The organism is Pseudomonas sp. Q2-TVG4-2, assembly GCF_013620795.1.
Lineage (GTDB): Bacteria > Pseudomonadota > Gammaproteobacteria > Pseudomonadales > Pseudomonadaceae > Stutzerimonas.
The window spans coordinates 350,699-373,303 of sequence record NZ_LGLW01000005.1 but is presented as its reverse complement, the minus strand read 5'-3'; the positions used below and the strand labels follow the sequence as shown (position 1 = coordinate 373,303).

The window sequence follows — 22,605 nt, the reverse complement described above, 5'->3', positions numbered from 1 at the left end:
GAGGCGCCGTTGTCGTTACACGCTATCGATCAGCCTTTCCAGCGCTTGAGGACCAGCGTGGCGTTGGTGCCGCCGAAGCCGAAGCTGTTGCTCATGACGGTATCGATCTGGGCATTCTCGCGGGTCTCGCGAACGATCGGCATGTCAGCGACTTCCGGGTCCAGCTCTTCGATGTTCGCCGAGCCGGCGATGAAGTTGCCCTGCATCATCAACATGCAGTAGATCGCTTCGTGAACGCCAGCGGCGCCCAGCGAGTGGCCGGATAGGCTCTTGGTTGAACTGATGGCCGGGATCTTATCGCCGAACATGTTGCGTACGGCCTTGCTCTCCGCGAGATCGCCGACTGGCGTGGAAGTGCCATGGGTGTTCAGGTAATCGATGTCGCCATCGACCGTCGCCATCGCCTGCTGCATGCAGCGAAGCGCGCCTTCACCGCTTGGAGCAACCATGTCGTAGCCATCGGAAGTGGCGCCGTAACCGACGATTTCGGCGTAGATCTTCGCGCCACGTTTGAGCGCATGCTCCAACTCTTCGACTACTACCATGCCGCCACCACCGGCGATGACGAAGCCGTCACGCTTGGCGTCGTAAGCGCGCGAGGCCTTTTCCGGCGTTTCGTTGTACTGGCTGGAGAGGGCGCCCATCGCATCGAACAGGCAGCTCTGGCTCCAGTGTTCTTCTTCGCCGCCACCGGCGAAGACGACGTCCTGCTTGCCCATCTGAATCTGTTCCATGGCATGGCCGATGCAATGCGCGCTGGTGGCGCAGGCCGAGGCGATGGAATAGTTGATGCCCTTGATGCGGAACGGTGTTGCCAGGCAGGCGGAGACCGTGCTGCTCATGGTGCGCGGTACCCGATATGGGCCGATGCGCTTGACGCCTTTGTCGCGCAGGATGTCGATGGCTTCCATCTGGTTGATGGTCGAGGCGCCACCGGAACCGGCGATCAGGCCGATGCGCGGGTTGGAAATGTCCTCGGCACTGAGGCCGGAATCTTCCAGGGCCTGCTGCATGGCAAGATAGGCATAAGCCGCTGCATCGCCCATGAAACGCAGGACCTTGCGGTCAATCAGCTCCTCGAGGTTCAGGTCGACTGAACCCGAAACCTGACTGCGCAGACCCATGTCCGCATAGGCCTGGTTGAAGCGAATGCCAGGGCGGCTGGCGCGCAGGTTGGCGGAAACGGTGTCTTTGTCATTGCCGAGGCAGGAAACGATACCCAGGCCGGTGATCACGACGCGACGCATGCGGAAGTCCTTCAAAAGCTATCGGTAGATGTAAACAGGCCGACACGTAAACCTTCGGCGCTGTAGATCTCGCGACCATCCACGCTGACGGTGCCGTCGGCGATGCCGAGGACCAGCGAGCGGTTGATGGTGCGTTTGATATGAATGTTATAGGTGACCTTCTTGGCGGTCGGCAGGACCTGGCCGAAGAACTTTACTTCGCCAGAACCCAGCGCACGACCACGGCCCGGGTTGCCCTGCCAGCCGAGATAGAAGCCAACCAGCTGCCACATGGCATCAAGCCCCAGGCAGCCGGGCATGACCGGATCACCTTCGAAATGGCAGGCAAAGAACCAGAGATCAGGATTGATATCTAGCTCGGCGACCAACTCGCCCTTGCCGTACTTGCCGCCCACTTCGCTGATATGAACGATGCGATCGACCATCAGCATGTTCGGCGCGGGCAGTTGCGCATTACCGGGCCCGAAAAGCTCACCGCGGCTGCAGCGGAGCAGATCTTCCCGAGTAAAGGCCTGTTGTTTGGTCATGCGTATTCCTCAATGGTCCCTTTACGGAGGGCTTGCTGCTTTCTATCTGACTCGCAAATCGAGAGTCCGATCATAAAGTCTAATCGTAGACTGCGACCTTGCACTGAAAGTCACAGCGCAAGGACATGGATACCGCTCGTTTCGACCAACCGCGAGAGCACCATGGTAGAAACGGGCCGACACTTTAACACTCCTGACCAGTGACAACGACCATGTGACATCCCGTCTCTTATAGACCATAGGGGAATGAATCGCGTCGGCACCCGCTGGGCAGGGGCGGACGAAGGGATCTTTCACAGCGGCAGGCGTCGTTGGAAACTGTAACCTGATGATTCCACTGGCAACTGGCTTCGTACTGGCTGTGCGCGGAGCGCTACGTATAATGCCGATCATTGCCACCGGCTGGCTCAAACGGATCCCCCATGACTGAACAGCAACCCATTGCGGTGCTAGGCGGCGGTAGCTTCGGTACCGCCATCGCGAATCTGCTTGCCGAAAACGGCCACAGCGTCCGACTGTGGATGCGTGATGCCGCACAGGCCGAGAGCATTCGTACCCTGCGCCAGAACCCGCGCTATCTAAAAGGCGTGACAGTGCTTCCCAAGGTCAGTCCGGTCACAGACCTGGGGCAAGCACTGACTGACTGCGAACTGGTGTTCGTAGCGCTGCCTTCCAGTGCGCTGCGCCAGGCGCTATCGCCGTTTGCCGCTCAGCTGTCGGGCAAGATGCTGGTCAGCACGACCAAGGGCATCGAAGCGCAGGGGTTCATGCTGATGAGCCAGATTCTGGAGGAGATCGCACCACAGGCCCGCATCGGTGTGATCTCAGGCCCGAACCTGGCACGCGAAGTGGCCGAGCATGCGCTGACTGCAACGGTGGTGGCGAGCGACGACGAGGCGCTTTGCCGGTCTGTGCAGCATGCTCTGCACGGGCGCACCTTTCGCGTCTATGCCAGTGCCGATCGTTTCGGCGTCGAGCTCGGCGGCGCGCTGAAGAACGTCTACGCGATCATGGCCGGTATGGCCGCGGCCTTGGGGATGGGCGAAAACACACGCAGCATGCTGATCACGCGTGCACTTGCGGAAATGACCCGTTTCGCGGTCAGGTTGGGCGCCAACCCCATGACGTTCCTAGGGCTGGCCGGTGTCGGGGATCTGATCGTCACCTGTACCTCTTCCAAAAGCCGCAATTTTCAGGTGGGCTACGCACTTGGCGAAGGCCTGAGTCTCGACCAGGCGGTATCACGTTTGGGGGAGGTGGCCGAGGGCGTCAACACTATCAAGGTGCTAAAGACCAAGGCCGAGGAGCTACAGGTCTACATGCCACTGGTCGCAGGGCTACATGCCATCCTGTTCGAGGGGCGTACGCTGGAACAGGTAATCGCGCTGCTGATGCGTGGTGAACCGAAGACCGACGTAGATTTCATTTCCACCGACGGCTTCTGAAACGATAGCGGAGATATCGATGAGTACATCACAACGCAGCGCCGATCGTGAATCGCTAATCCTGCGCGCAATATGGATGCTGGTTTTCTTCTTTGTCTGGCAAGTCGCCGAGCTGGTGCTGCTGGTGGTTGTGGTCGCGCAGCTGGTCCTGCATGCGGTAAACGGCAAGGCGAACGAGAGCCTGCAGCGGCTTGGCGATAGCCTCAGCCAGTACGTCGCGCAGATCGGCCGTTTCGGCACCTTCAACACGGATCGCAAACCTTGGCCGATGTCCGACTGGCCTAAGCCCCGGCCGGCCGATCGGGAAACGCCGCCGCCCGTCACCCCTGTGTCGCCGGAGCAGGAACCGCAGCCATGAGGCTGTGGCTACTGCGTCATGGCGAGGCCGAGCCCAAGGCTCGTACCGATGCGGAGCGCAATCTGACAGACGCCGGGCGATTAGAAGTGGAGCGCGCTGCCGCTCATCTGCAGGGCCGATCCCTGCAGGCGATCCTCGTCAGCCCGTACCAACGGGCTAAGCAGACCGCCGAAATAGTCCGTCAGACGCTTGGTTTTACTGGGCCGGTGGAAACCGTACCCTGGCTGACACCCGAGACCGATCCAGCCGATGCGATGCTCTATCTTGACCGCCGTGCCGAGCAGCAGTTGTTGCTTGTGACCCACCAGCCCTTCGTTGGTGCATTGGGTGGATGGCTGGTCAGTGGCCATCGTGAATCACCGCTGCCCATGGCGACTGCGAGTTTGGCGGAACTGGACGGGGAATATCTGGCGGCGGGTCTGATGCAGCTCGTCGGGCTGCAGCACCCAGGCTAGCGTGCGGCCTGATTGGAGAAATCCAGTGCAGCGCAGCGTGCAGTAAGCCGCAAATCACCAATAAAAAAATCAGAAATCATGGAGAGCGACACTTGAGCATTTGGCAGCGTCCCCCGGAGCTCGAACAACTCAATGCAAACCGCCAGAACACCATCCTCGGACTGCTCGATATTCGTTTCGAAGCGGTCGACGATAACTCCCTCACCGCAAGCATGGTCGTCGATTCTCGCACCCACCAGCCCTACGGTTTGCTGCATGGCGGCGCGTCGGTCGTGCTCGCCGAAACTGTAGGTTCCGTGGCGAGCTACCAATGCATCGACTCGAGCCGGTTCTATTGTGTGGGCCTCGAAGTGAACGCCAACCATATCCGCGCGTTGCGCAGTGGTCGCGTTACTGCCGTATGCCGACCGGTTCATGTCGGACGTTCCAGCCACGTCTGGGATATCCGCTTGAGCGGCGACGACGGTAAGCTCAGCTGCATTTCCCGTTTAACCGTCGCCGTCATGCCCGTAGGTGAAAACAGCCCACGACGTATAGAGGCGTCGTAGACCCCTTGTTTGGCAGGACTGCCTTTGGTTCTGCCGCTCACGCCAATTGCTGTGAAAGGGGGAGGGGCCAGACAATGGCCACTTCTCCTCTTTCGCATTGAGCTCATGACGCAACGCATCTTCTTCGCTCACGCGAACGGTTTTCCCTCGGCGACTTATCGCAAGCTGTTCGGCGAACTGGCGCCTGAGTATGTCGTGACCCACCTCGACCAGCACGGCCATAATCCTCGCTTCCCAGTGGACGACAACTGGCAGAATCTGGTGCAGGAGCTCCTTGAGCAACTCGCGGTACTGGGAGAGCCAGTCTGGGGCGTCGGTCATTCGCTGGGTGGGATGCTTCATTATCATGCGGCCCTGCAGCGACCAGAGCTTTATCGTGGTGTGGTCATGCTTGATTCGCCGATGACCACATGGTTCGACCAGACGCTGATCTGGGCGGCCAAGCGCTTCGGCTTCATCGATCGGCTTACGCCCGCCGGACGCACCCTGGGCCGTCGCGAGGAATTCAGTTGCCCAGACGAAGCGCGGCGATATTTCGCCAGCAAGGCGTTGTTTCGCTCATTCGACCCTGACTGCCTAGATGCCTATATCGAGCATGGGCTGGAAACGACCGCTCAAGGCGTGCGCCTGCGCTTCGATCCGAAAACCGAAATCCGGATTTACCGCAGCGTGCCGCACATGACCCCAGGCTGGCCGCATGCGCTGAAGATTCCGCTTGCGGTGGTGCGTGGCCGCGAGAGTCGGGTGGTGCTGCCCCATCATGCATATCTGCTGCGGTTGGTCGCCCACGGCGAGGCGCATAGCGTGCCCGGTGGGCATATGTTCCCGCTTGAGCATCCGCGCGGCACTGCGATCCTGCTCAGACAATTGTTCAGTCGCTGGAGCGAACTGGACCGAAGAGGTGCTGCATGAGTATCCCATTCGAAGAAATCCGCCTGCGCCTGCCACATATCGAAGTCGCGGCGCATCTCTACGGGCCCGAGGATGGCCAGCCGGTTATCGCACTGCACGGCTGGCTGGACAATGCCGCCACCTTCTCCCGTCTGGCGCCGCTGCTCGAGGGGATCCGTATCGTCGCGCTGGATCTGCCGGGGCACGGTCATTCCGATCATCGACCCGCCGGTGCTCCCTATAACATCTGGGACTACGCCTACGACGTGCTGCAAACCGCGGAACAGTTCGGCTGGAAGCGATTTTCTCTGCTGGGCCACTCCATGGGTGCCATCGTCTCGGTCATGCTGGCCGGCGCCATGCCCGAGCGCATTGATCGTCTGGCTCTGATTGACGGGGTGATTCCCTATACCGGAGAGGCCGACACCGCACCGCAGAAACTCGGCGAATCATTGCAGGCGCTGCTCGCCGTAGACGGCAAGCGCAAACCGGTCTACCCCACGTTCGAGCAGGCCGTCTCGGCACGTATGAAAGGCGTCGGGGCGGTCAGCTACGACGCTGCCGAACGGCTGGCCCAACGAGGTTTGATGCCGGTCCCAGGGGGCTATACCTGGCGCACCGACGCGCGTTTGATGTTGCCGTCGCCGATGCGTCTGAGCCGTGCGCATGCACTGGCGTTCGTGCACCGAGTGGCCTGCCCTGCGAGCCTGGTTTTGGCGCAACAGGGGCTGATGATCCAGCCGGCCATGGTCGAACTGTCCGAGGCCTTGCCATTCCAGCTGCACCGATTGCCGGGTGGTCATCATTTGCACCTGGACGACCAAGCGGGAGCCGAGGCGGTGGCGGCTGTTTTTAACCCGTTCTTTGCGGTTTGAGCCAGACGGCAGCGGTTGCGCAAAAATCTGTCGCAAAGCCCCGCTTGACTTGCTTTTGCCAACTGGTGAGGCTGGGCTCTCGCCTCAACAGGAACACCCCCGATGATCGAACGCCATACCGCCGCCACGCCCAATGGTCAAACTGCACAGCGGATGGTGTCCCGTTGAGCTGCCGTATACGAGCTGTGTGGATAGCCACGTTTGTCATGCTCGCCAATGCGGCGAGCGCGGCTGACCTGCCTGGCAGCCGAGATTTCGACTCGCTTCCGCGATATCCGCAGTCGCGAATCGTCGCGTTCAAAGAACAGCAGGTCCTGGAGCGAACTTATCCGCTGGACTCGATTCGTCGCATCAGTGGGCGGCTGCGGATGAGCGATCAGATCAGCGCGAGCGGCCAGCTGACAGCCGTCACCTATCTGCTGCCGGAGGTCCATACCGGTATCGAAGCATTCGAGCGGGCACGCAGTCGGCTGTTGGAGGATGGTGCAGAACTGCTCTTCTGGTGTGAGGGTCGCGAGTGTGGATCGAGCAGTCTATGGGCGAACGAGATCTTCCAGCGTTCAGCGCTCTACGGTCCCGATGCCAGGCAGGCTTATTTGCTGGCGCGTCTGCCGGGCGATTCCGATCAGCTCATGGCACTCTATGGCGTCACGCGTGGCAATGGCCGTCCTTACCTGCATGTGGAACAGTTCAATCCCGATACAGCGCTCGGCATCATCCTGCCGAATCCGGCTACCTTGCTGCGTCAGTTGAAAGATACCGGCGAGCTATGGCTGCCTCGATTGCCGCAAGAGCCCACGGCGGAGTGGGGTGCGCTGTTGGCGAATGTGCTGCGGCTCGACAGCACCACCCGGGTCGTTCTGGAAGGCAAGGGTGCAGCTGGCTGGCATGAAGCCCTTACGCAGGAGCGGATCAAGGCGCGGCGACTGGAGGCCGAAGTGTCCGACGAGGAGGGCCTGCGTATCAAACTGTTGCATTGAGGGCGCGTTTCAGACTGCAATAGAGCCCCCTCTGGTGCACTTGGCTCAAAAGCGCACCCTGTTTCCATAGGTACATCGATGCTTAACAACGATCGTCTGCTGGTGCAGATTCTGCTCCTGGTGCTGCTCGGTGCCTGCGTGTGGGTCTTGGCTCCTTTTGCCTCCGCACTGTTCTGGGCGGCAGTGCTGGCGTTCGCGAGCTGGCCGGTCATGCGGGTGCTGACACGCTGGTTGAGGGGTAATTCGACCCTCGCCGCGACGCTGTTGACGTTTGGCTGGATGGTCTCGGTAGCGGTACCGCTGGTGTGGCTGGGGTTCAACATTGCCGATCAGATACGCGAGGTTAACGTGCTGGTGCATAACCTGCAGGTGCAGGGCCTGCCAGCGCCACCTGGATGGCTGGGTGAACTACCGCTGGTAGGGGACCGCCTGCTGGCTCTCTGGTACGCCCTGGATGAGCAGGGCACAGCATTCTTCGCAACCATTCGCCCTTATATCGGCCAAGTCGGCAACTGGCTGCTGGTGCGCAGCGCTCGAATTGGCGGCGGTATGCTGGAGCTGGCGCTCAGTCTGGTGCTGGTGTTCTTCTTCTATCGCGACGGGCCGAAACTGGCGGCATTTGTTCACAGCCTGCTGCATCGGCTGATCGGTGATCGCGCTGATCATTACCTGGAGCTGGTGGCTGGTACGGTACAACGAGTCGTCAACGGGGTGATCGGTACGGCCGCTGCCCAAGCGATTCTCGCGTATGTGGGATTCACCATCGCTGGCATACCGGGCGCTCTGATTCTCGGCCTGCTGACGTTCGCCTTCAGCTTTCTCATGGTTCCGCCGCTGATCTGGGGGCCGGCAGTCGCCTGGCTGGTTTGGCAAGGCCAGTACGGCATGGCGGTATTTCTCGGTGCCTGGGGCATGTTCATCATCAGCGGGGTGGACAACGTACTCAAGCCCTATCTGATCAGTCGCGGCGGCAACCTGCCCTTGGTTGTGGTGCTGCTGGGTGTGTTTGGCGGCGTGCTGGCGTTCGGTTTCATGGGGCTGTTTCTCGGCCCGACGCTGCTGGCGGTCGCCTATAGCCTTCTGGGTGATTGGCTGATCAAGGAAGTACCGGGAGTCGCCCACCCGGAGCGACTACCGGGTGGGCATTTGGACCAGACACCGCCCCGATGAGGAGAGCAGCCGCTGCGCTTAGAGCTGCTCTTCCTCGTACTTATCGAGTGCGTCTCTAGCGATGATCTGGCCCAGCTTGATCAGTTCGGGCGCTTTGTAAAACTCGTAGAACCGGCAGGCGCGCTTGGGGATGTTGACCAGTACGTTTGGCGGATAGCCGGCGATCTTGTATTGGGTCAGCGACGACTGCATCACCTCGAAGCTCTGGTTGATCAATTCCAGTAGCGATGCTGGCCCGCCGACATCCACCACCATGGAGCCCTCCGCCGATTTCGGCGCGCTCTGCCCGGTAGGAGCTGCTGGCGGTTGGTTGTCGCTCGACCCGTCAGCGCCCTGAAGTTCAGCGATATGCTCCTCCAGCCCCTTGCTGCGCCAGAATGGTATGTGCGAGCTGATCGAACTGACCATGGCGTCGAAACGACCGGGGCGGATCACCTCGGGCAGTGGATATTGTCGGTGGTTATTGGCGTTAAGGTTTACCGCGATGATGATGTCGCTGTGGCTGGAGACCACCGGGACTATCGGCAAAGGATTTAGGATCCCGCCATCCACCAGCATCCGGTTACCCTGCATCACAGGTGTGAACAGACTTGGGATGGCGGCCGAGGCGCGCATCGCCAGTTCCAGGTTGCCTTCCTGAAACCATATTTCCTGCTGGTTGGTCAGGTCGGTCGCGACGGCCGTGAAGGGGATCGGCAAATCCTCGATATTGATCGAACCCAGCATGTCGCGGATACGGCCGAAGATCTTCTCGCCTCGTATCGCCCCGAGACTGAAACTCGGATCGACCAGGCGCAGCATGTCGAAGTAATCGAGGCTCTCGATCCACTCACGGTATTCGTCCAGCTTGCCCGCCGCGTAGATCCCGCCGACCACCGCGCCCATCGAGCAGCCCGCAATGCAATTGATCTCGTAGCCTCGGGCCACGAGTTCCTCGATGACACCGATGTGCGCATAACCGCGCGCGCCACCTGAGCCCAGTACCAATGCCACCTTGTTGCCCATTCGATTCTCCCTTTGGCAGAGCGATAGCTTCAAGCCTCAAGCGTGAGGGTTCAAGTGTTCCAATGCACAAGCCGCAAACATTCGAAGCTCGCAGGCACTCTTGCCGCGGTATTGCTTTCACGAAGCGTCGGCGCGATCTGAGATGCCGCCAGTCGCCGGCCTTCTTGCTACAATCGGCGCCCGTTTTGCCAGCGTCACGAGAGTCTTTCTAGATGAGCGAACCCGTCCGCCTCACCCAATACAGCCATGGTGCCGGCTGCGGCTGCAAGATTTCGCCCAAGGTGCTGGATGTGATCCTCGCCGGCAGTGGCGCGCAAAATCTCGATCCGCGCCTGTGGGTCGGCAATGCCTCGCGTGACGATGCCGCGGTATACGGTATCGATGATGAGCGGGGCGTGGTCTCGACCACCGACTTCTTCATGCCCATCGTCGACGATCCGTTCGACTTCGGACGCATCGCTGCGACCAACGCCATCAGCGACATCTACGCCATGGGCGGCGAGCCATTGATGGCCATCGCTATTCTCGGCTGGCCGGTTAACCTATTGCCGCCGGAAGTGGCCCGCGAGGTGATTGCTGGTGGCCGGGCCGTCTGCGATGCGGCGGGCATTCCGCTGGCGGGCGGCCATTCGATCGATGCCCCCGAGCCAATCTTCGGCCTGGCGGTGACAGGCCTGGTGAATAAGGCCCAGATGAAGCGAAATGATACGGCGACGGTGGGTTGCAAGCTCTACCTGACCAAACCGCTGGGCATCGGCATTCTCACAACCGCCGAAAAGAAGGCCAAGCTGCGCGCTGAAGATGTCGGTCGGGCGCGTGACTGGATGTGCACGCTGAACACACCCGGCAGCCGCTTCGGCAAGCTCGCCTGCGTTCACGCGATGACCGACGTCACCGGCTTCGGATTGCTCGGGCACCTTGTGGAAATGGCCGACGGCAGCGGTGTGACCGCGCGCATCGATTACAACCGCGTGCCACGTCTGGAGGGGGTTGAATATTACTTGGAGCAGGGCTGCATACCCGGCGGTACTGTGCGCAACTTCGAAAGCTATGGTGACCGCATCGCCGCGCTCGACGAGGCGCACAAGCAATTGCTCTGCGACCCGCAAACCAGTGGCGGCTTGCTGGTCGCGGTCGCGCCCGAAGGTGAGGCGGAATTCCTGGCAGCCGCGATGGAGCTGGGTCTGGCGCTCGAGCCGATCGGCGAGTTGGTCGAAGCCGGCGCCTTTGCTGTCGAGGTCCGTTGATGCGCGGCGATACCGATAACTACCGCGAGCTGTTTCTCAACGATCTCCCAATGATGGATGCCCGCGCGCCGGTGGAATTTTCCAAGGGCGCCTTTCCGGGTGTGGTCAACCTGCCATTGATGAACGACCTTGAGCGGCAGAAGGTAGGCACCTGCTACAAGCAGCACGGCCAAGAGGCCGCGATCGAGCTCGGCCATCGGCTGGTCAGCGGCCAGGTCAAGACCGAGCGCATCCAGTCCTGGGCCGACTTTGCTCGGGACAACCCGCAGGGCTACATCTATTGTTTTCGTGGTGGGTTGCGATCGCAGCTGGTTCAGCAATGGCTGAAGACCGAGGCGGGAATCGACTATCCGCGCGTGACCGGCGGTTACAAGGCGATGCGTCATTTCCTGCTGGAAACCATCGAGCACACGGCGGCCCAGGATGACTTCGTGCTGGTCGGTGGCATGACCGGCACCGGCAAGACCGAAGTGCTGGCGCGTCTGGATGACGGCGTCGATCTGGAGGGTATCGCCAACCACCGGGGCTCAAGCTTCGGCAAGCGCGCCACGCCGCAACCGGTACAGATCGATTTCGAGAACGCGCTGGCGATTCGCTTGCTTAAGATGCAGCAGGCTGGAGCCAGGCAGTTCGTGCTCGAAGACGAGGCGCGGCTGGTGGGCCGCTGCTCGATTCCGCTGCCGCTATTCCAGGGCATGCAGCGCTATCCGTTGGTATGGCTGGAGGATAGCTTCGAAGGTCGTGTCGATCGTATTCTCAAAGACTATGTGATCGATCTCTGTGCCGAATTCACTGCTGAGCAAGGCGAGGACGGATTCACAGCTTTCTCCGAGCGTTTGCAGCAAAGTCTGGTCAATATCAGCAAGCGGCTCGGTGGAGAGTGCTACGCACGCCTGGCCGCGATCATGGGCCAGGCGCTTGCCGAACAGGGCAGTACCGGTGCGGTCGATCTGCACCGGGGGTGGATCGAGGCGTTGCTGAAACAGTACTACGATCCGATGTATGCCTATCAGCGGGAAAGCAAGGCCTCCCGTATCGAGTTCGCGGGTGAGCAGGACGCTGTGGTCGAATTCCTGCGCGAACGTGCTGCAGGAAAGCAAACCTGAGCAGGTTTTTAGAACGAGGGATGTATCGATGAAAAGTCTGATCTGTTTGTCCGTGCTGGCGCTGGCCCTGACAGGCTGCGCTGGAAAAACCGCCTATCGCGATAGCTGTGCGTCTCAGCTGAATGCGGCCTGGGAAGAGCAGAGCATTGCCGAAGCGGAAGGTTTCGCCGGTACCGTGAGCTATTCCAAGGCGATGGCTCTGCTGACCGGTGCCAAGACTCAGCAGCAATTCGAGGCCTACCAGGGCTGCGTAGAAAAGGCCAAGAAAGCCCGCTTCTATCTACGCGAGTCACGCGCCGGGCGCTAACAGCACTCCAGTGGCACCTGTGGCCGGTGCCACCCTTTCTTCGCTCGAGCCAGACGCGCCGGTCGGTTCAGCAGGACATCACCATGCAGCTCGATTTTTCCGCACTGACGCCGGCCGAGAGCTATCGTTGGCTAACTTCGACAGTTACGCCGCGCCCGATTGCCTGGGTATCGACCCGCTCGGCAGATGGCATCAGTAACCTTGCGCCCTTCAGTTTCTTTCAGGTCATCAGCAGCGAGCCCCCGACATTACTGATCAATGTCGGTCTGAAAGAAGGCGTGCCGAAGGATACCGCTCGAAATGCACAGGATACCGGGGAGCTAGTCGTCCAGTTGGTGGGCGCCGAACAGGCCGAAGCAATGAATGCATCCGCTGCAGCGTTACCCCATGGCATCAGCGAATTTGAGCACTGCGGCATCGCCAGTGAACCGGCGAAACGTGTGAACGTGCCGCGGGTGCAGGCGGCACCGGTTGCCTTCGAATGTCGGGTGGCGCAGATCCTGCCGTACCCGACGGAGTCACCCAACTGCCACCTGATTTTTGCTGAGGTGCTGCTGGCGCATATTGATGACGAAGTGCTCGATGAACGGGGGCGCATCGATCCGGCCAGGCTGGATCTGGTCGGCCGGCTCGGTGGCGTCAGCTACACCTACACGCGTGAACGTTTCGAGATGCTCCGACCTTAGTTGGCGAGATGCATAGGCCATCCAATGGCCGGCGCCTCTCATCAAGCCAAACTTCATCGTCGCCCCACTGCGGCACCGCTTACTGCCGATCGGACTGCAGGGCTATCGCATGGCGAGATTGGCGCCGTCGAGATCCATAGGCGTGAGCGTGATCAAGCGCCGGGTCACAACTTTGCCAACAAAGGTTTCCGCCGGCTTTGCCTGGAGCCGTCGGGTCAGTAGCATCACTTAGACGAATCGAAGGAGAGTGGCATGCGCGCTAGATTGGATGTCTGTCTGCGAGCGGTAAACGAGGTACTGCTCGGCAAGCAATCACAGGTGCGGTTGGCCATGGCCTGCCTGCTTGCGCGAGGACATCTGCTCATCGAGGACCTGCCTGGCATGGGCAAGACCACCCTGAGCCATGCGCTTGCCAAGGTCATGGGGCTGGAATTCCAGCGGATCCAGTTCACCTCGGATCTCCTCCCAGGCGATATTCTCGGTACCTCGGTGTTTGATAAGGACAGCGGTCAGTTCGTGTTCCATCCGGGCCCCATTTTCGCTGAGTTGGTTCTTGCGGATGAGATCAACCGGGCCACGCCCAAAAGCCAGAGCGCCCTGCTCGAAGCCATGGAGGAGGGGCAGGTGACCATTGAGGGTGCCACGCGGCCATTGCCCGATCCGTTCTTCGTCGTCGCCACGCAGAATCCGGTCAGCTCCGGCGGCACGTTTTCACTGCCCGAATCGCAGCTGGACCGCTTCCTCATGCGGCTGTCATTGGGCTATCCCGCGAAAGCCGCCGAGAAGGCCCTGCTGATGGGGGACGCGCGTCGCGATCTGCTAGTTCGGCTGGAACCTCTGCTCGACCGCACGGCGCTGGTGGAAATCCAGGAGGCGGTGGCGCAGGTCCGGGTCAGCGATGCGCTGGTCGATTACGTGCTGCGGCTAGTAGAGGCGACCCGCACGCAGCCGCAATTCGCTTGGGGGCTATCGCCGCGCGGCAGTCTTGCAATGCTGGCCTCGGCACGCGCCTGGGCATTCCTAGATGGACGTGATTACGTCATCCCTGAAGATGTCCAGGCGGTGCTGCCTTCGGTGGTTGGCCATCGCCTGCGCGAGCGTGCCGATGCCACCGGTCACGGCGGGGGGGCGCTGGTGCAGTGGCTGTTACGTGAAGTGCCCGCGCTCTGATGCGCAACTTCCAACACTGCCGAGAGGACACGCATGCGACTGCTACCACGGGTTCGTGATCGCTGGCTTTTGAAGCGCATACCGCCTGGCCCGAGCATGCGGCTCGATCAGCGAAGGATATTCATCATGCCGACCCCGGTGGGCATGACCTTTTTGCTGGCGCTGCTGTTGATGTTGATCGCGGCGATCAATTACCAGAACAGCCTTGCGTATGCCCTGACGTTCCTGCTCGGCTCGGTCTATATGGTCGCAATCCTTCACACCTGGCGCAATCTCGCCGGGTTGACGCTACAGGCGGGTGGCTCGCAGGCAGTCTTTCTCGATGAGCAGGCGCGGCTGCAGGTCCGGCTGGAAAGCCGCGGTCGTCTCTATCAGGCTGTCGCGCTGGGTTGGCCCAGCAGCGGTCTGCAGACAGTCGACGTGCCGGCAGGGGGCACCTGCGAAATCGAGTTAAGCCTGCCGACCGAACGCCGCGGCTGGCTACGGCCGGGGCGTCTACGCGTCGAGAGCCGCTTTCCACTGGGCATTTTGGTGGCCTGGAGTTGGGTCGATTTGCAGCTGGCTGCACTGGTCTATCCTCGCCCGATAGCAGGGACGTTGCCGGAAACCGATGGATCGGCTGAACAAGAGCGCGAGGGCACCCGGGCTTCGGGCGCCGGCATCGATGATTATCAAGGTCTGAAACCTTGGCAGCCGGGCGACTCGAGGCGACGCCTCAACTGGAAGGCTTATTCCCGGGGCCAAGGCCTGTTGGTCAAGGATTTCACCGCGCTGCTCGGGCAGGAACCGCTGCTTGACCTCGAAGCGCTGGATGGCGATATCGAAGCTCGTCTTTCGCTGCTTTGCCATTGGGTTGTCGAGCTGTCCGCGCGTCAGCAACCGTTCGCCTTGCGTGTTGATGCGAGCACCATCGGCCCGGATGTCGGCGTCGATCACCGCAACCGCTGCCTGCGTGAACTAGCGGTATTTGGCTTGGAGCGGGAGGGCACTCGATGAGCGCTTTCCAGACGATTCCACGCAACGGGCTGATCTGGCTGCTGGTCGCGCAAGTGCTCGTGATCCTGCCGCATCTTGGCCACTTGCCGCTTTGGATTATCGGCCTCTGGCTGGCCTGCGCCACCTGGCGGGTGCAAATTTTTCGCATGCGCGCGCGCTATCCACGCAGCTGGGTGAAAGCCTTAATGATGATCGGTGTGGGGTGTGGCGTGTACCTGTCGCGCGGCAGCCTGATCGGACTCGACGCAGGCGTTGTGCTGCTGATCGCTGCGTTTATTCTCAAGCTGGTCGAAATGCGCAGTCTCCGTGATGCATGGGTGCTGGTTTTTCTCGGCTTTTTCGCCGTGACCACGAGCTACCTGTTCTACGACAGCCTACCAGCCGGGATTTACAGCCTTCTGCCGGTCACGGCTCTGTTGGCAGCAATGATTGGCCTCCAGCAGAGTGCTGCCGGCACCCACCCCTGGCCGACGCTGCGTTTGGCCGGCTCGCTGTTATTGCAGGCGATGCCGCTAATGCTCGTTCTATTCGTACTGTTTCCGCGACTGGGGCCGCTCTGGTCGTTGCCACAGCCAAGCGACCGCGGCGTTACCGGGCTGTCAGACAGCATGTCCCCCGGTGATATTGCCGAGCTGAGCCGGTCCTCCCAGTTGGCATTCAGAGCCAGTTTCGAGGGTCCGATTCCCGCGCGGGATCGGCTGTACTGGCGGGCTGTAACCTTCGAACGCTTCGATGGTCGGCGCTGGTCACAATCGCTTGCCTCACAGGTTCCGCACGCGCCTGATTGGGCGCCGAGAGGCACACCGGTGCAGTACAGCGTGGTCATGCAGCCCAGCGGTCGTCCGTGGTTGTACGCCCTGGATGTGCCGCAGGTCGAAGCGGGTGACGTGCGGCTGATGACCGATTTTCATCTGCAGCGTACCCGCCCAATCGATCAGGCTTTGCTGTATCAGGCGACCTCCTGGCCTGAATCGTTGCGCGAACCAGTCGCTCCGCCTGCCACGCTGGAGCGCGCCTTGCAGCTTCCCGCGCAGGGCAACCCTCGCAGTCGCGCCTGGGCAGCTACGTTGCGCCGCGAACATCCGAATCCTGCTGACCTCGTGCAGACGCTTTTGCAGCACTTCAACCAGCAGCCATACCGCTACACCCTGAAGCCTTCATCGGTGGGGGGCGATATCGTCGACGGTTTTCTGTTCGATACGCTGAACGGCTTCTGTATCCACTATGCGGGAGCGATGACGTTCGTGCTGCGTGCCGCCGGCGTACCTGCCCGGGTAGTTGCGGGCTATCAGGGCGGAGAGATCAATCCATCGGGTAATTATCTGTCCGTTCGCCAGCTTGACGCCCACGCCTGGGTCGAATACTGGCGCGCGGATCGAGGATGGATCGCAATCGACCCAACGTTTCAGGTCGCGCCCGAGCGCATCGAACTGGGGCTGGAGGAAGCGCTTTCAGACGAAGATGCGCTTCTTGATGATTCTCCGCTGACGCTGCGGCGTTATCGAGACATCGATTGGCTGAACCAGCTGCGATTCGGCTGGGATAATCTGAACTACGGCTGGCAGCGTTGGGTACTCGGCTATCAGGGCGAGCGCCAGCTGGATGTATTGAAAGGGCTGTTCGGCAAGCTTGACGCGCGGCGGCTCGGATTGCTGACAGTCTTGATCGGGGCGCTGTTGATGGCGGGACTGGCAGTCATTGTGCTGAAACCATGGCGCCGCGAACGGGATCTACAAATACGCTTATTCCGGCACTTCGAGCGATTGCTTGCACGTCAGGGCATCGAGCGCCAGGCGAGTGAAGGCGCACGGGACTTCGCCGAACGGGCGGCGGCTCTGCTCCCGGCAAGTGCCGAATCGATTCGTGAGTTTGCGCGTCTCTACGAGATGGCCCGTTACGCCGACCGTCCATCGGGCAGGGGCGAACTACAAGCGTCGCTTGCCAGGCTGCGGCGCCAGCTGTCATGGCGATCCGGTGCTCGCTGGAAGCCGAAAGCTGTTCCCGATGAACGATAGCTGTGTGCGATGGTGCGCTATCACCGAAGCTCAGTTGCGCGCTTCTAACGATGTGCCGACGGTAAGATGGCGAACCATAAAAACAATCCGAGGTGGGCATGACTTTCTCCGAACTGATCAACGCCGTTCGTGACAATCCTGCGAACGTTACCGTTCCTGCCACCTGGGGCCAGGGTCGTGCCGGCTTTGGCGGGGTGGTTGCAGCGCTCGTGTACGAGGCCATGCAGGCGCAGGTGCCGGACGGTCGACCGGTGCGTTCTCTGGCCATAACCTTCGTCGGTCCCTTGCTGGTCGATACCCCGGTCGGCTTCGAGGCTGAAGTGCTGCGCGAGGGGAAGGCCGTGAGCCAGGTACTCGGGCGGGCTGTGCAGAATGGTCAGGTGGTAACCATCATCCAAGGCAGTTTCGGTGCAGCCCGGGCCTCGGCCATCCGGGTAGCCGCGGAAACGGCTCCGGTAATGCCGCCAGTGGAAGAGTGCCAGGAGCTGCCATATGTACCGGGCGCAGCGCCGGAATTCACCCGTTATTTGGCGATGCGTTGGGGGATCGGCGGGCTGCCTTTTACCGGCAATGCTTCACGTGAGATGGGCGGCTGGGTACGGCTGCGCGGCGAGATCGAGCGCGAGCCTGTCACCGTTTCGCATTTGCTGGCACTGGTTGATGCTTGGCCACCCGCGGTGCTGTCTCATCTAAACAGCTTCGCACCTGGTAGCTCGCTGACCTGGACCATCGAGTTCATCCAGCCGTCTCCGCAGGTGGATACCCATGACTGGTGCCGGTACCGCGCGGTGATCGAGCACGCTCAGGACGGTTATGGCCATTGTGCAGCGGCACTCTGGACGGCCGAGGGGGAGTTGGTGGCCTTGAGTCGCCAGACTGTTACGGTGTTTGGCTGACCGGCGATTCTGGTCGGGGGCGGCCTCGATGGCTGCGTTTAATTCGAGCAGGTTGGTCTGCCCGGCAATGCTGTGCATGACGTTGACCACACCGTCGGTTTCTATGCAAACGGCTAAGCGAAAGGCGTTCTTGCCATTTTGTGTGAGCCGGTTATTGGCGATAGAAGCACCCGGCTTTAGCGCCGTTCTGGCTGATCCAGCGGCGTGATAGCGAAGAATTGCCGGGCACAAGCGGTAGTGGAAGTGGCCAGTTCGTCCTCGGGCACGCCGCGATGTCGGGCCACCTCTCGCAACACCTCCGGGAGGAAGGCGGGTTCGTTCTGGCCGCCCTTGGGTTTAGGCCGAAGCGTGCGAGGCAACAGGTAAGGCGCATCGCTTTCTAGCATCAATCGCGATGTTGGAATATCGCGGACAAGCGGATGCAGATGCGTGCCACGCCGCTCGTCGCAGATCCAGCCGGTGATGCCGATATGCAGGTCAAGATCCATATAGGCGTATAGGGCTCGTTTCTCCCCGGTAAAACAGTGCACCACCGCGGCGCTGAGCTGGTCACGGAAAGGCCGGAGGATCGCCGCCAGGCGCTGGTCGGCGTCGCGCTCGTGAAGGAACACTGGCAGGCCGGTTTCCACCGCCAGTTGCAGGTGCTCCTCCAGCACCCGTTCCTGCTGTGAGCGAGGGGATAGGTCCCGGTTGAAGTCCAGCCCACACTCACCGACGGCGCGCACCTCGGGTTCGGCGAGCAGACCTTTCAGCTGGGATGCGGTTTCCGACGTCCATTGACTCGCGTCATGGGGGTGGATCCCCGCCGTGCAAAACAGGCGCTGCCGACTTTCATCCAGCTCCCGGCAGAGGCCCAGTGCTGCCTCGCTCTCGGCGAGGCTGGTACCCGTCAGCACCAGCTGCGTCACTCCCGCCGCATAGGCGCGATTCAACACGGCGCGCGGATCGCGAGCGAAGGTCGGGTGGGTCAGATTGACGCCGATGTCGACAAGCTGCATGGAACTGCCTCGCTTATAAATCAAAACAATATAACTATATTAATCAAGTAGTTGAAGCCAATATCTCATGCTAATAGACAAGTGACGCTGGCGACCGAGCCTCCGCTGTGAGAATCTTCGCCGCCGCGGCGGTAGCCTGCCGCACTGCATACTGCCCCCGTTCGAGCCGATACCCTGTGATGATCCGACTATTCCCACTGCTGTTGTGTCTGCTGGCGCTCGCGCCGTGGCCGGTGGTCGCGCGGGTAATGGGCCCCCAGGCATGGCAGCCGGTGGATACGGTACGCGATCTGGCGGAGATTCGCCGCAGTCAGGTGCTTCGCGTGCTGATCAACCAGAGCCGCAATAGCTCAGGCGAGGTCAAGGGTGAAGCCATCGGCGTGGAATATGTGCGTCTGCGTGCGTTCGAACAGTTTCTCAATCGGGGTTCGAAAGGACCTCAGATCACGTTGGAAATCATTCCCAAGGCCAAAGATCAGCTGCTTGGCGCGCTGCAACGAGGCGAGGGTGATCTGGTGGCGCCGGGAGAGCTTTTGGAGTTGGGTGCGATGCGCCGAGTCAGTCGCAGCCGGGCCGTCGTCGATAAGGTGCCGATGGTGCTGGTCAGCCGCCAGGGCAACCATCGTTACAAAAGCTTCGAGCAATTATCGGGGCGTAGTTTGGCGTTGTCGGCTGGCAGTGCGGCCGGGCCTGCTCTGGAAGGCATTAATCAGCAGTTGATGCAGGCCGGGCGTGCTCCGATTTCCATCGAGTGGGTGGATCCGACGCTTGCAGTGGAGGATGTACTGGAAATGGTGCAGGCCGGAGTTTATCCGGCTACGGTTGTTGAGCAGACCATTGCCGAACGCTGGGCGAAGGTGCTGCCCAAGCTGCGTATCGAATCCCAGCTGACGCTGGGCAAGCGGGCCGACATGCATTGGTTTCTGCGAAAGGAGGCGAGCATGTTGCGTGCCAGCGTTGATCGCTTTCTTCACGGCTACAATTCGCCGGACAACCAGGACGCTGCGTTCGTTCGAGTCTATCGGCGGCTCTATCGAGTGCAGTATCCGCTCGACCGGATCGGACGCCAGCGCCTTGAGAAAGTACGGCCAACCTTGCAGCGGCATGCTCAGCAGCAGGATATCGATTGGTTGAACCTCGCCGCGTTGGCGTTCAAAGAGTCGACCCTCAATCCGGCGGCTCGCGGTGCTTACGGGGCCACCGGGCTGATGCAGGTAACTCCCGCCACTGCTCGCAGTATGGGCGTAAATGACATCGGCAAGCTGGACAACAATGTGCAGGCCAGCGCGATGTATCTGGCGAACATTCGTCGGAAATTCTTTTCCAGTCCCAGACTGAATGAGCGTGAACGCATGGCGTTCGTCCTCGCTGCCTACAACATGGGCCCGCAGCGGGTTCAGAGTATGCGTGCGGAGGCCCGTCGCCTCGGTCTCAATCCGGACCAGTGGTTCTTCCAGGTTGAACGTGTCGCCATGGCGACCATGGGCATGGGCGTGGTCAGCTACGTTAATGCGGTCAACAAGTATTACCTGGCCTACACCCGTGAACGCTACCTGCTGGAAGGCGGGCCCCAGAGCGCGGCCAATTAACCGCTTAGCCGTTTTTCATGATGAGTCGCTGTTCGGCTGCATCCAGGCGCCGGCGCTCGTTTTCCTCGAAGTGTTCCGCCGCCAATCGAGCGATAGCCGCACGCTTGTCAGCGTCCCCAAGGCCCCGGCTGCTTTCGATGCGTTTCTTTTCCTGGCGATAGACCGCCAGCCGCTTCTGCCATTCTTGTCGTTTCAGATCGAGTCGTTCCAGGCGCGCGGTGGCAGCATTGCCGACCAGCTGCTGGCGCAGCTGACGCAGATCGGTCGGCGAACCGCCGCTGGACTGCAGCACCTGTGTCTGCTCGCGTAGTTGGGACTGCAGCTGTATCACCATTCCGTCCCGCAGTTCGGGCGGCAGGCTGTCCTGCAGCCTGTCGATAGCTGCCCCCTTAGCCGCTGCATTGAGGGTTGGGGTGCGTCGAATCGCCAATCTTCCCAGCGTGAAGCTGTCGGCCGCTTCCTCCAGCGCAAAGAATGCCTCGTGTGTCTCTTCATCAAATGTCCCGGCGCGCAGGTGCCGAGCTGCGCGCAGCCGCTCGCGCATGGTATCCAGATCGGCCCGCTGCGCGTGTTGCTCTTCGAGTACCAGTAGCTGACGTTTGTAGTCCAGATACTGGCCCAGCAGCCGCAATGCCTGGTCCGCTCCGGGCTGGGGAAGTTGCGCCTCGATATAGCGGCGCAGGCGGGTGACGCTGGCCTCGATCGGCTCCTCGCCAATCGAGGCCAGGAAGTAATCGAAGACGCGACGGACGTCGCGCTCGATGATTAGCCTGCCCAGGGAGTCGGCGCGAAGCCGACCGTCGACCTGGGTTCCGGCGAAAGAGGGCGGCAAACGTCGAATCGTCTCGGTGGGTGAGGGTTGTACGGCTGCGGGGCGAACCGGCATCTGATCTACAGGAGGTGCCGTAGCGAACGCCGGGGCTATGGTGGTGTGCGTGCGGGGCTGTACCGGTCCGGATGGCTCACGCCAGTGAATAGCGACGCCAACGGTAACGATCAGCAGAAGCAGGGCAGCGAGTTTTTTCATCGATATGCCTTGTGGTCAGGGCCGGGGCCGGTTGGCCCCGGCGCGTCTCAGAGGCCTGCGTTCTTCAGGCGGTTGGCATGCTGGCGGTAAACGGTCAACGGATCGGTTTCGAACAGACTGGTCAGCCCGAGAACCTGGTTGACCTCGTCCAGGTGGTTCATCCGGTAGTTGTCGCGGATAACCATGCCGAGGTGCGAACTGCAGCGGCCCACCAGTCCGTCATTCGCCTCGTCGAACGCGAGCGAGCCTGCGCCCATCATCGCGTCACTAATATCCAGCGGGTTGGTCAATGGGCTGGTTCCGCTCCAGGAGTAGTAGCGCACGCCGTTGACCTGGTATGCCCCTTCGCCGCATGTAGAGGTCGGAATGCCCTGTGGATATTTGACGTTGAAGCGTGCAGCGCCCTCGCTGTTGAGCGATTCGAGCGTCCCGAGAGCGTTCTGTGGCTCGGTACTTGGGCTGCCGGACAGGAAGTGAATCAACGCGCCCATGCCATTGACCAGGCTGGCGACGATGGCTTCGCCGCCAGACCCCTCGGGGATCTTGCGGATCAAGTCCGCGACGTCCGATCCCTTGTGCGGCGCGCCGACGCTCGTGACTGAAGCGACCAGGTCGGGACGCACGGCGGCGACGTAGCGCACCGTTGGCCCGCCGTGACTGTGGCCTATCAGGTTCACCTTGGGTTTCCCGCTGATCGCCACGATCTCTTCGATTTGCTCCAGAAGTTCTTCGCCGCGCAGTTCTGAGGTGTTGAGCTGGCTGACTTCGGTCACGTAAACCTGCGCACCATCACGCCGAAGCGCATGCGGGACGCCATACCAGTAGTCGATGCCGAGCATGCTGTCGAAGCCCAGCATGCCGTGAGTGAGGACGATCGGGTAACGCGTCTGGGTGTAGCCGCTGGAGCTGAACAAGCCTGCTTGCACCTGGCTGGAAAGGGCCAGTGCGGTGCCGAGGCATAGAGCGATCAAGGTCTTCTTGTTGTTCATGAATGCACTCATCGGTGGGTGAATCGGGCATTGGGCAGTCCCTCGCCATTCACCGCGCGCTGCGCGTACTGCCGTAGG

General features: G+C 61.1%; 23 protein-coding genes and 1 pseudogene. 17 read left to right on the top strand and 7 right to left on the bottom strand.

The features are described 5' to 3' along the window. Window positions 1-29: 29 nt before the first annotated feature. Both fabB and fabA read right to left on the bottom strand, forming a co-directional pair. Window positions 30-1,247 (bottom strand): beta-ketoacyl-ACP synthase I, encoded by a 1,218-nt coding sequence (fabB, locus tag H3028_RS12875; protein WP_181297388.1) that lies wholly within the window; start codon window positions 1,245-1,247, stop codon window positions 30-32. 11 nt (window positions 1,248-1,258) lie between these two features. After that, entirely contained in the window at window positions 1,259-1,774 is a 516-nt protein-coding gene (gene fabA, locus H3028_RS12870; RefSeq protein WP_168423899.1) for a 3-hydroxyacyl-[acyl-carrier-protein] dehydratase FabA, read from the bottom strand. 422 nt (window positions 1,775-2,196) lie between these two features. Here fabA and H3028_RS12865 point away from each other — a divergent pair, with 422 nt between their 5' ends. From H3028_RS12865 to H3028_RS12830, 8 genes are all read left to right on the top strand, one after another. Continuing rightward, the gene (locus H3028_RS12865) at window positions 2,197-3,219 is read left to right on the top strand and encodes an NAD(P)H-dependent glycerol-3-phosphate dehydrogenase (protein ID WP_181297387.1); all 1,023 of its coding nucleotides are present in this window, start codon (window positions 2,197-2,199) and stop codon (window positions 3,217-3,219) included. 19 nt (window positions 3,220-3,238) lie between these two features. Next, window positions 3,239-3,577, top strand: coding sequence for a DUF4389 domain-containing protein (locus tag H3028_RS12860; RefSeq protein ID WP_181297386.1), 339 nt, complete (start codon window positions 3,239-3,241; stop codon window positions 3,575-3,577). Continuing rightward, complete coding sequence (gene sixA / locus H3028_RS12855; protein WP_181297385.1) at window positions 3,574-4,032, top strand: phosphohistidine phosphatase SixA; 459 nt, start codon at window positions 3,574-3,576, stop codon at window positions 4,030-4,032. The genes H3028_RS12860 and sixA overlap by 4 nt, the downstream gene beginning before the upstream one ends. A 92-nt stretch (window positions 4,033-4,124) precedes the next feature. Further along, window positions 4,125-4,580, top strand: a complete 456-nt coding sequence (locus H3028_RS12850) for a hotdog fold thioesterase (RefSeq protein WP_181297384.1) — start codon at window positions 4,125-4,127, stop codon at window positions 4,578-4,580. Window positions 4,581-4,685: 105 nt separating this feature from the next. Next, the gene (locus H3028_RS12845) at window positions 4,686-5,492 is read left to right on the top strand and encodes an alpha/beta fold hydrolase (RefSeq protein WP_181297383.1); all 807 of its coding nucleotides are present in this window, start codon (window positions 4,686-4,688) and stop codon (window positions 5,490-5,492) included. Then, entirely contained in the window at window positions 5,489-6,346 is an 858-nt protein-coding gene (locus H3028_RS12840; protein WP_181297382.1) for an alpha/beta fold hydrolase, read from the top strand. The genes H3028_RS12845 and H3028_RS12840 overlap by 4 nt, the downstream gene beginning before the upstream one ends. Window positions 6,347-6,522: 176 nt before the next feature. After that, window positions 6,523-7,326 carry a DUF4892 domain-containing protein gene (locus H3028_RS12835; protein ID WP_181297497.1) on the top strand — a complete coding sequence of 268 codons (804 nt, stop codon included), beginning with the start codon at window positions 6,523-6,525 and terminating at the stop codon, window positions 7,324-7,326. A 78-nt stretch (window positions 7,327-7,404) separates the two neighbouring features. After that, window positions 7,405-8,496, top strand: coding sequence for an AI-2E family transporter (locus H3028_RS12830; protein WP_181297381.1), 1,092 nt, complete (start codon window positions 7,405-7,407; stop codon window positions 8,494-8,496). Between the two features lie 18 nt (window positions 8,497-8,514). Here the strand turns inward: H3028_RS12830 and H3028_RS12825 are convergent, their stop codons facing one another. Further along, complete coding sequence (locus H3028_RS12825; RefSeq protein WP_181297380.1) at window positions 8,515-9,501, bottom strand: patatin-like phospholipase family protein; 987 nt, start codon at window positions 9,499-9,501, stop codon at window positions 8,515-8,517. A 212-nt stretch (window positions 9,502-9,713) separates the two neighbouring features. On the opposite strand from H3028_RS12825, the gene selD reads away from it, so the two are divergent. From selD to H3028_RS12785, 8 genes are all read left to right on the top strand, one after another. Beyond that, window positions 9,714-10,748 (top strand): selenide, water dikinase SelD, encoded by a 1,035-nt coding sequence (gene selD / locus H3028_RS12820; RefSeq protein ID WP_181297379.1) that lies wholly within the window; start codon window positions 9,714-9,716, stop codon window positions 10,746-10,748. Next, a complete protein-coding gene (gene mnmH, locus H3028_RS12815) occupies window positions 10,748-11,854 on the top strand; it encodes a tRNA 2-selenouridine(34) synthase MnmH (RefSeq protein ID WP_181297378.1) in 1,107 nt (368 codons plus the stop codon). Before selD ends, mnmH begins: the two co-directional genes overlap by 1 nt. 28 nt (window positions 11,855-11,882) lie before the next feature. Then, window positions 11,883-12,161 carry a hypothetical protein gene (locus H3028_RS12810; protein WP_181297377.1) on the top strand — a complete coding sequence of 93 codons (279 nt, stop codon included), beginning with the start codon at window positions 11,883-11,885 and terminating at the stop codon, window positions 12,159-12,161. Between the two features lie 83 nt (window positions 12,162-12,244). Continuing rightward, a complete protein-coding gene (locus tag H3028_RS12805; protein WP_181297376.1) occupies window positions 12,245-12,847 on the top strand; it encodes a flavin reductase family protein in 603 nt (200 codons plus the stop codon). Window positions 12,848-13,099: 252 nt separating this feature from the next. Continuing rightward, the gene (locus H3028_RS12800) at window positions 13,100-14,017 is read left to right on the top strand and encodes a MoxR family ATPase (protein WP_168423886.1); all 918 of its coding nucleotides are present in this window, start codon (window positions 13,100-13,102) and stop codon (window positions 14,015-14,017) included. A gap of 33 nt (window positions 14,018-14,050) precedes the next feature. Beyond that, the gene (locus tag H3028_RS12795) at window positions 14,051-15,013 is read left to right on the top strand and encodes a DUF58 domain-containing protein (protein WP_181297375.1); all 963 of its coding nucleotides are present in this window, start codon (window positions 14,051-14,053) and stop codon (window positions 15,011-15,013) included. Beyond that, window positions 15,010-17,028, top strand: a complete 2,019-nt coding sequence (locus H3028_RS12790; protein WP_181297374.1) for a DUF3488 and transglutaminase-like domain-containing protein — start codon at window positions 15,010-15,012, stop codon at window positions 17,026-17,028. Before H3028_RS12795 ends, H3028_RS12790 begins: the two co-directional genes overlap by 4 nt. 98 nt (window positions 17,029-17,126) lie before the next feature. After that, window positions 17,127-17,924, top strand: a complete 798-nt coding sequence (locus tag H3028_RS12785; protein ID WP_181297373.1) for an acyl-CoA thioesterase II — start codon at window positions 17,127-17,129, stop codon at window positions 17,922-17,924. Window positions 17,925-17,942: 18 nt separating this feature from the next. Here H3028_RS12785 and H3028_RS21600 read toward each other — a convergent pair. Next, window positions 17,943-18,017 (bottom strand): annotated as a pseudogene (locus H3028_RS21600) (hypothetical protein); the annotation flags it as partial. A gap of 83 nt (window positions 18,018-18,100) precedes the next feature. Continuing rightward, window positions 18,101-18,922, bottom strand: coding sequence for a TatD family hydrolase (locus H3028_RS12780; protein WP_181297372.1), 822 nt, complete (start codon window positions 18,920-18,922; stop codon window positions 18,101-18,103). A 179-nt stretch (window positions 18,923-19,101) separates the two neighbouring features. On the opposite strand from H3028_RS12780, the gene H3028_RS12775 reads away from it, so the two are divergent. Next, complete coding sequence (locus H3028_RS12775; RefSeq protein ID WP_181297371.1) at window positions 19,102-20,511, top strand: transglycosylase SLT domain-containing protein; 1,410 nt, start codon at window positions 19,102-19,104, stop codon at window positions 20,509-20,511. A gap of 4 nt (window positions 20,512-20,515) precedes the next feature. Here H3028_RS12775 and H3028_RS12770 read toward each other — a convergent pair whose 3' ends face one another. Continuing rightward, a complete protein-coding gene (locus H3028_RS12770) occupies window positions 20,516-21,538 on the bottom strand; it encodes a lipase secretion chaperone (RefSeq protein WP_181297370.1) in 1,023 nt (340 codons plus the stop codon). Window positions 21,539-21,585: 47 nt separating this feature from the next. After that, window positions 21,586-22,527, bottom strand: coding sequence for a triacylglycerol lipase (locus H3028_RS12765; protein WP_181297369.1), 942 nt, complete (start codon window positions 22,525-22,527; stop codon window positions 21,586-21,588). Between the last annotated feature and the right edge of the window lie 78 nt (window positions 22,528-22,605).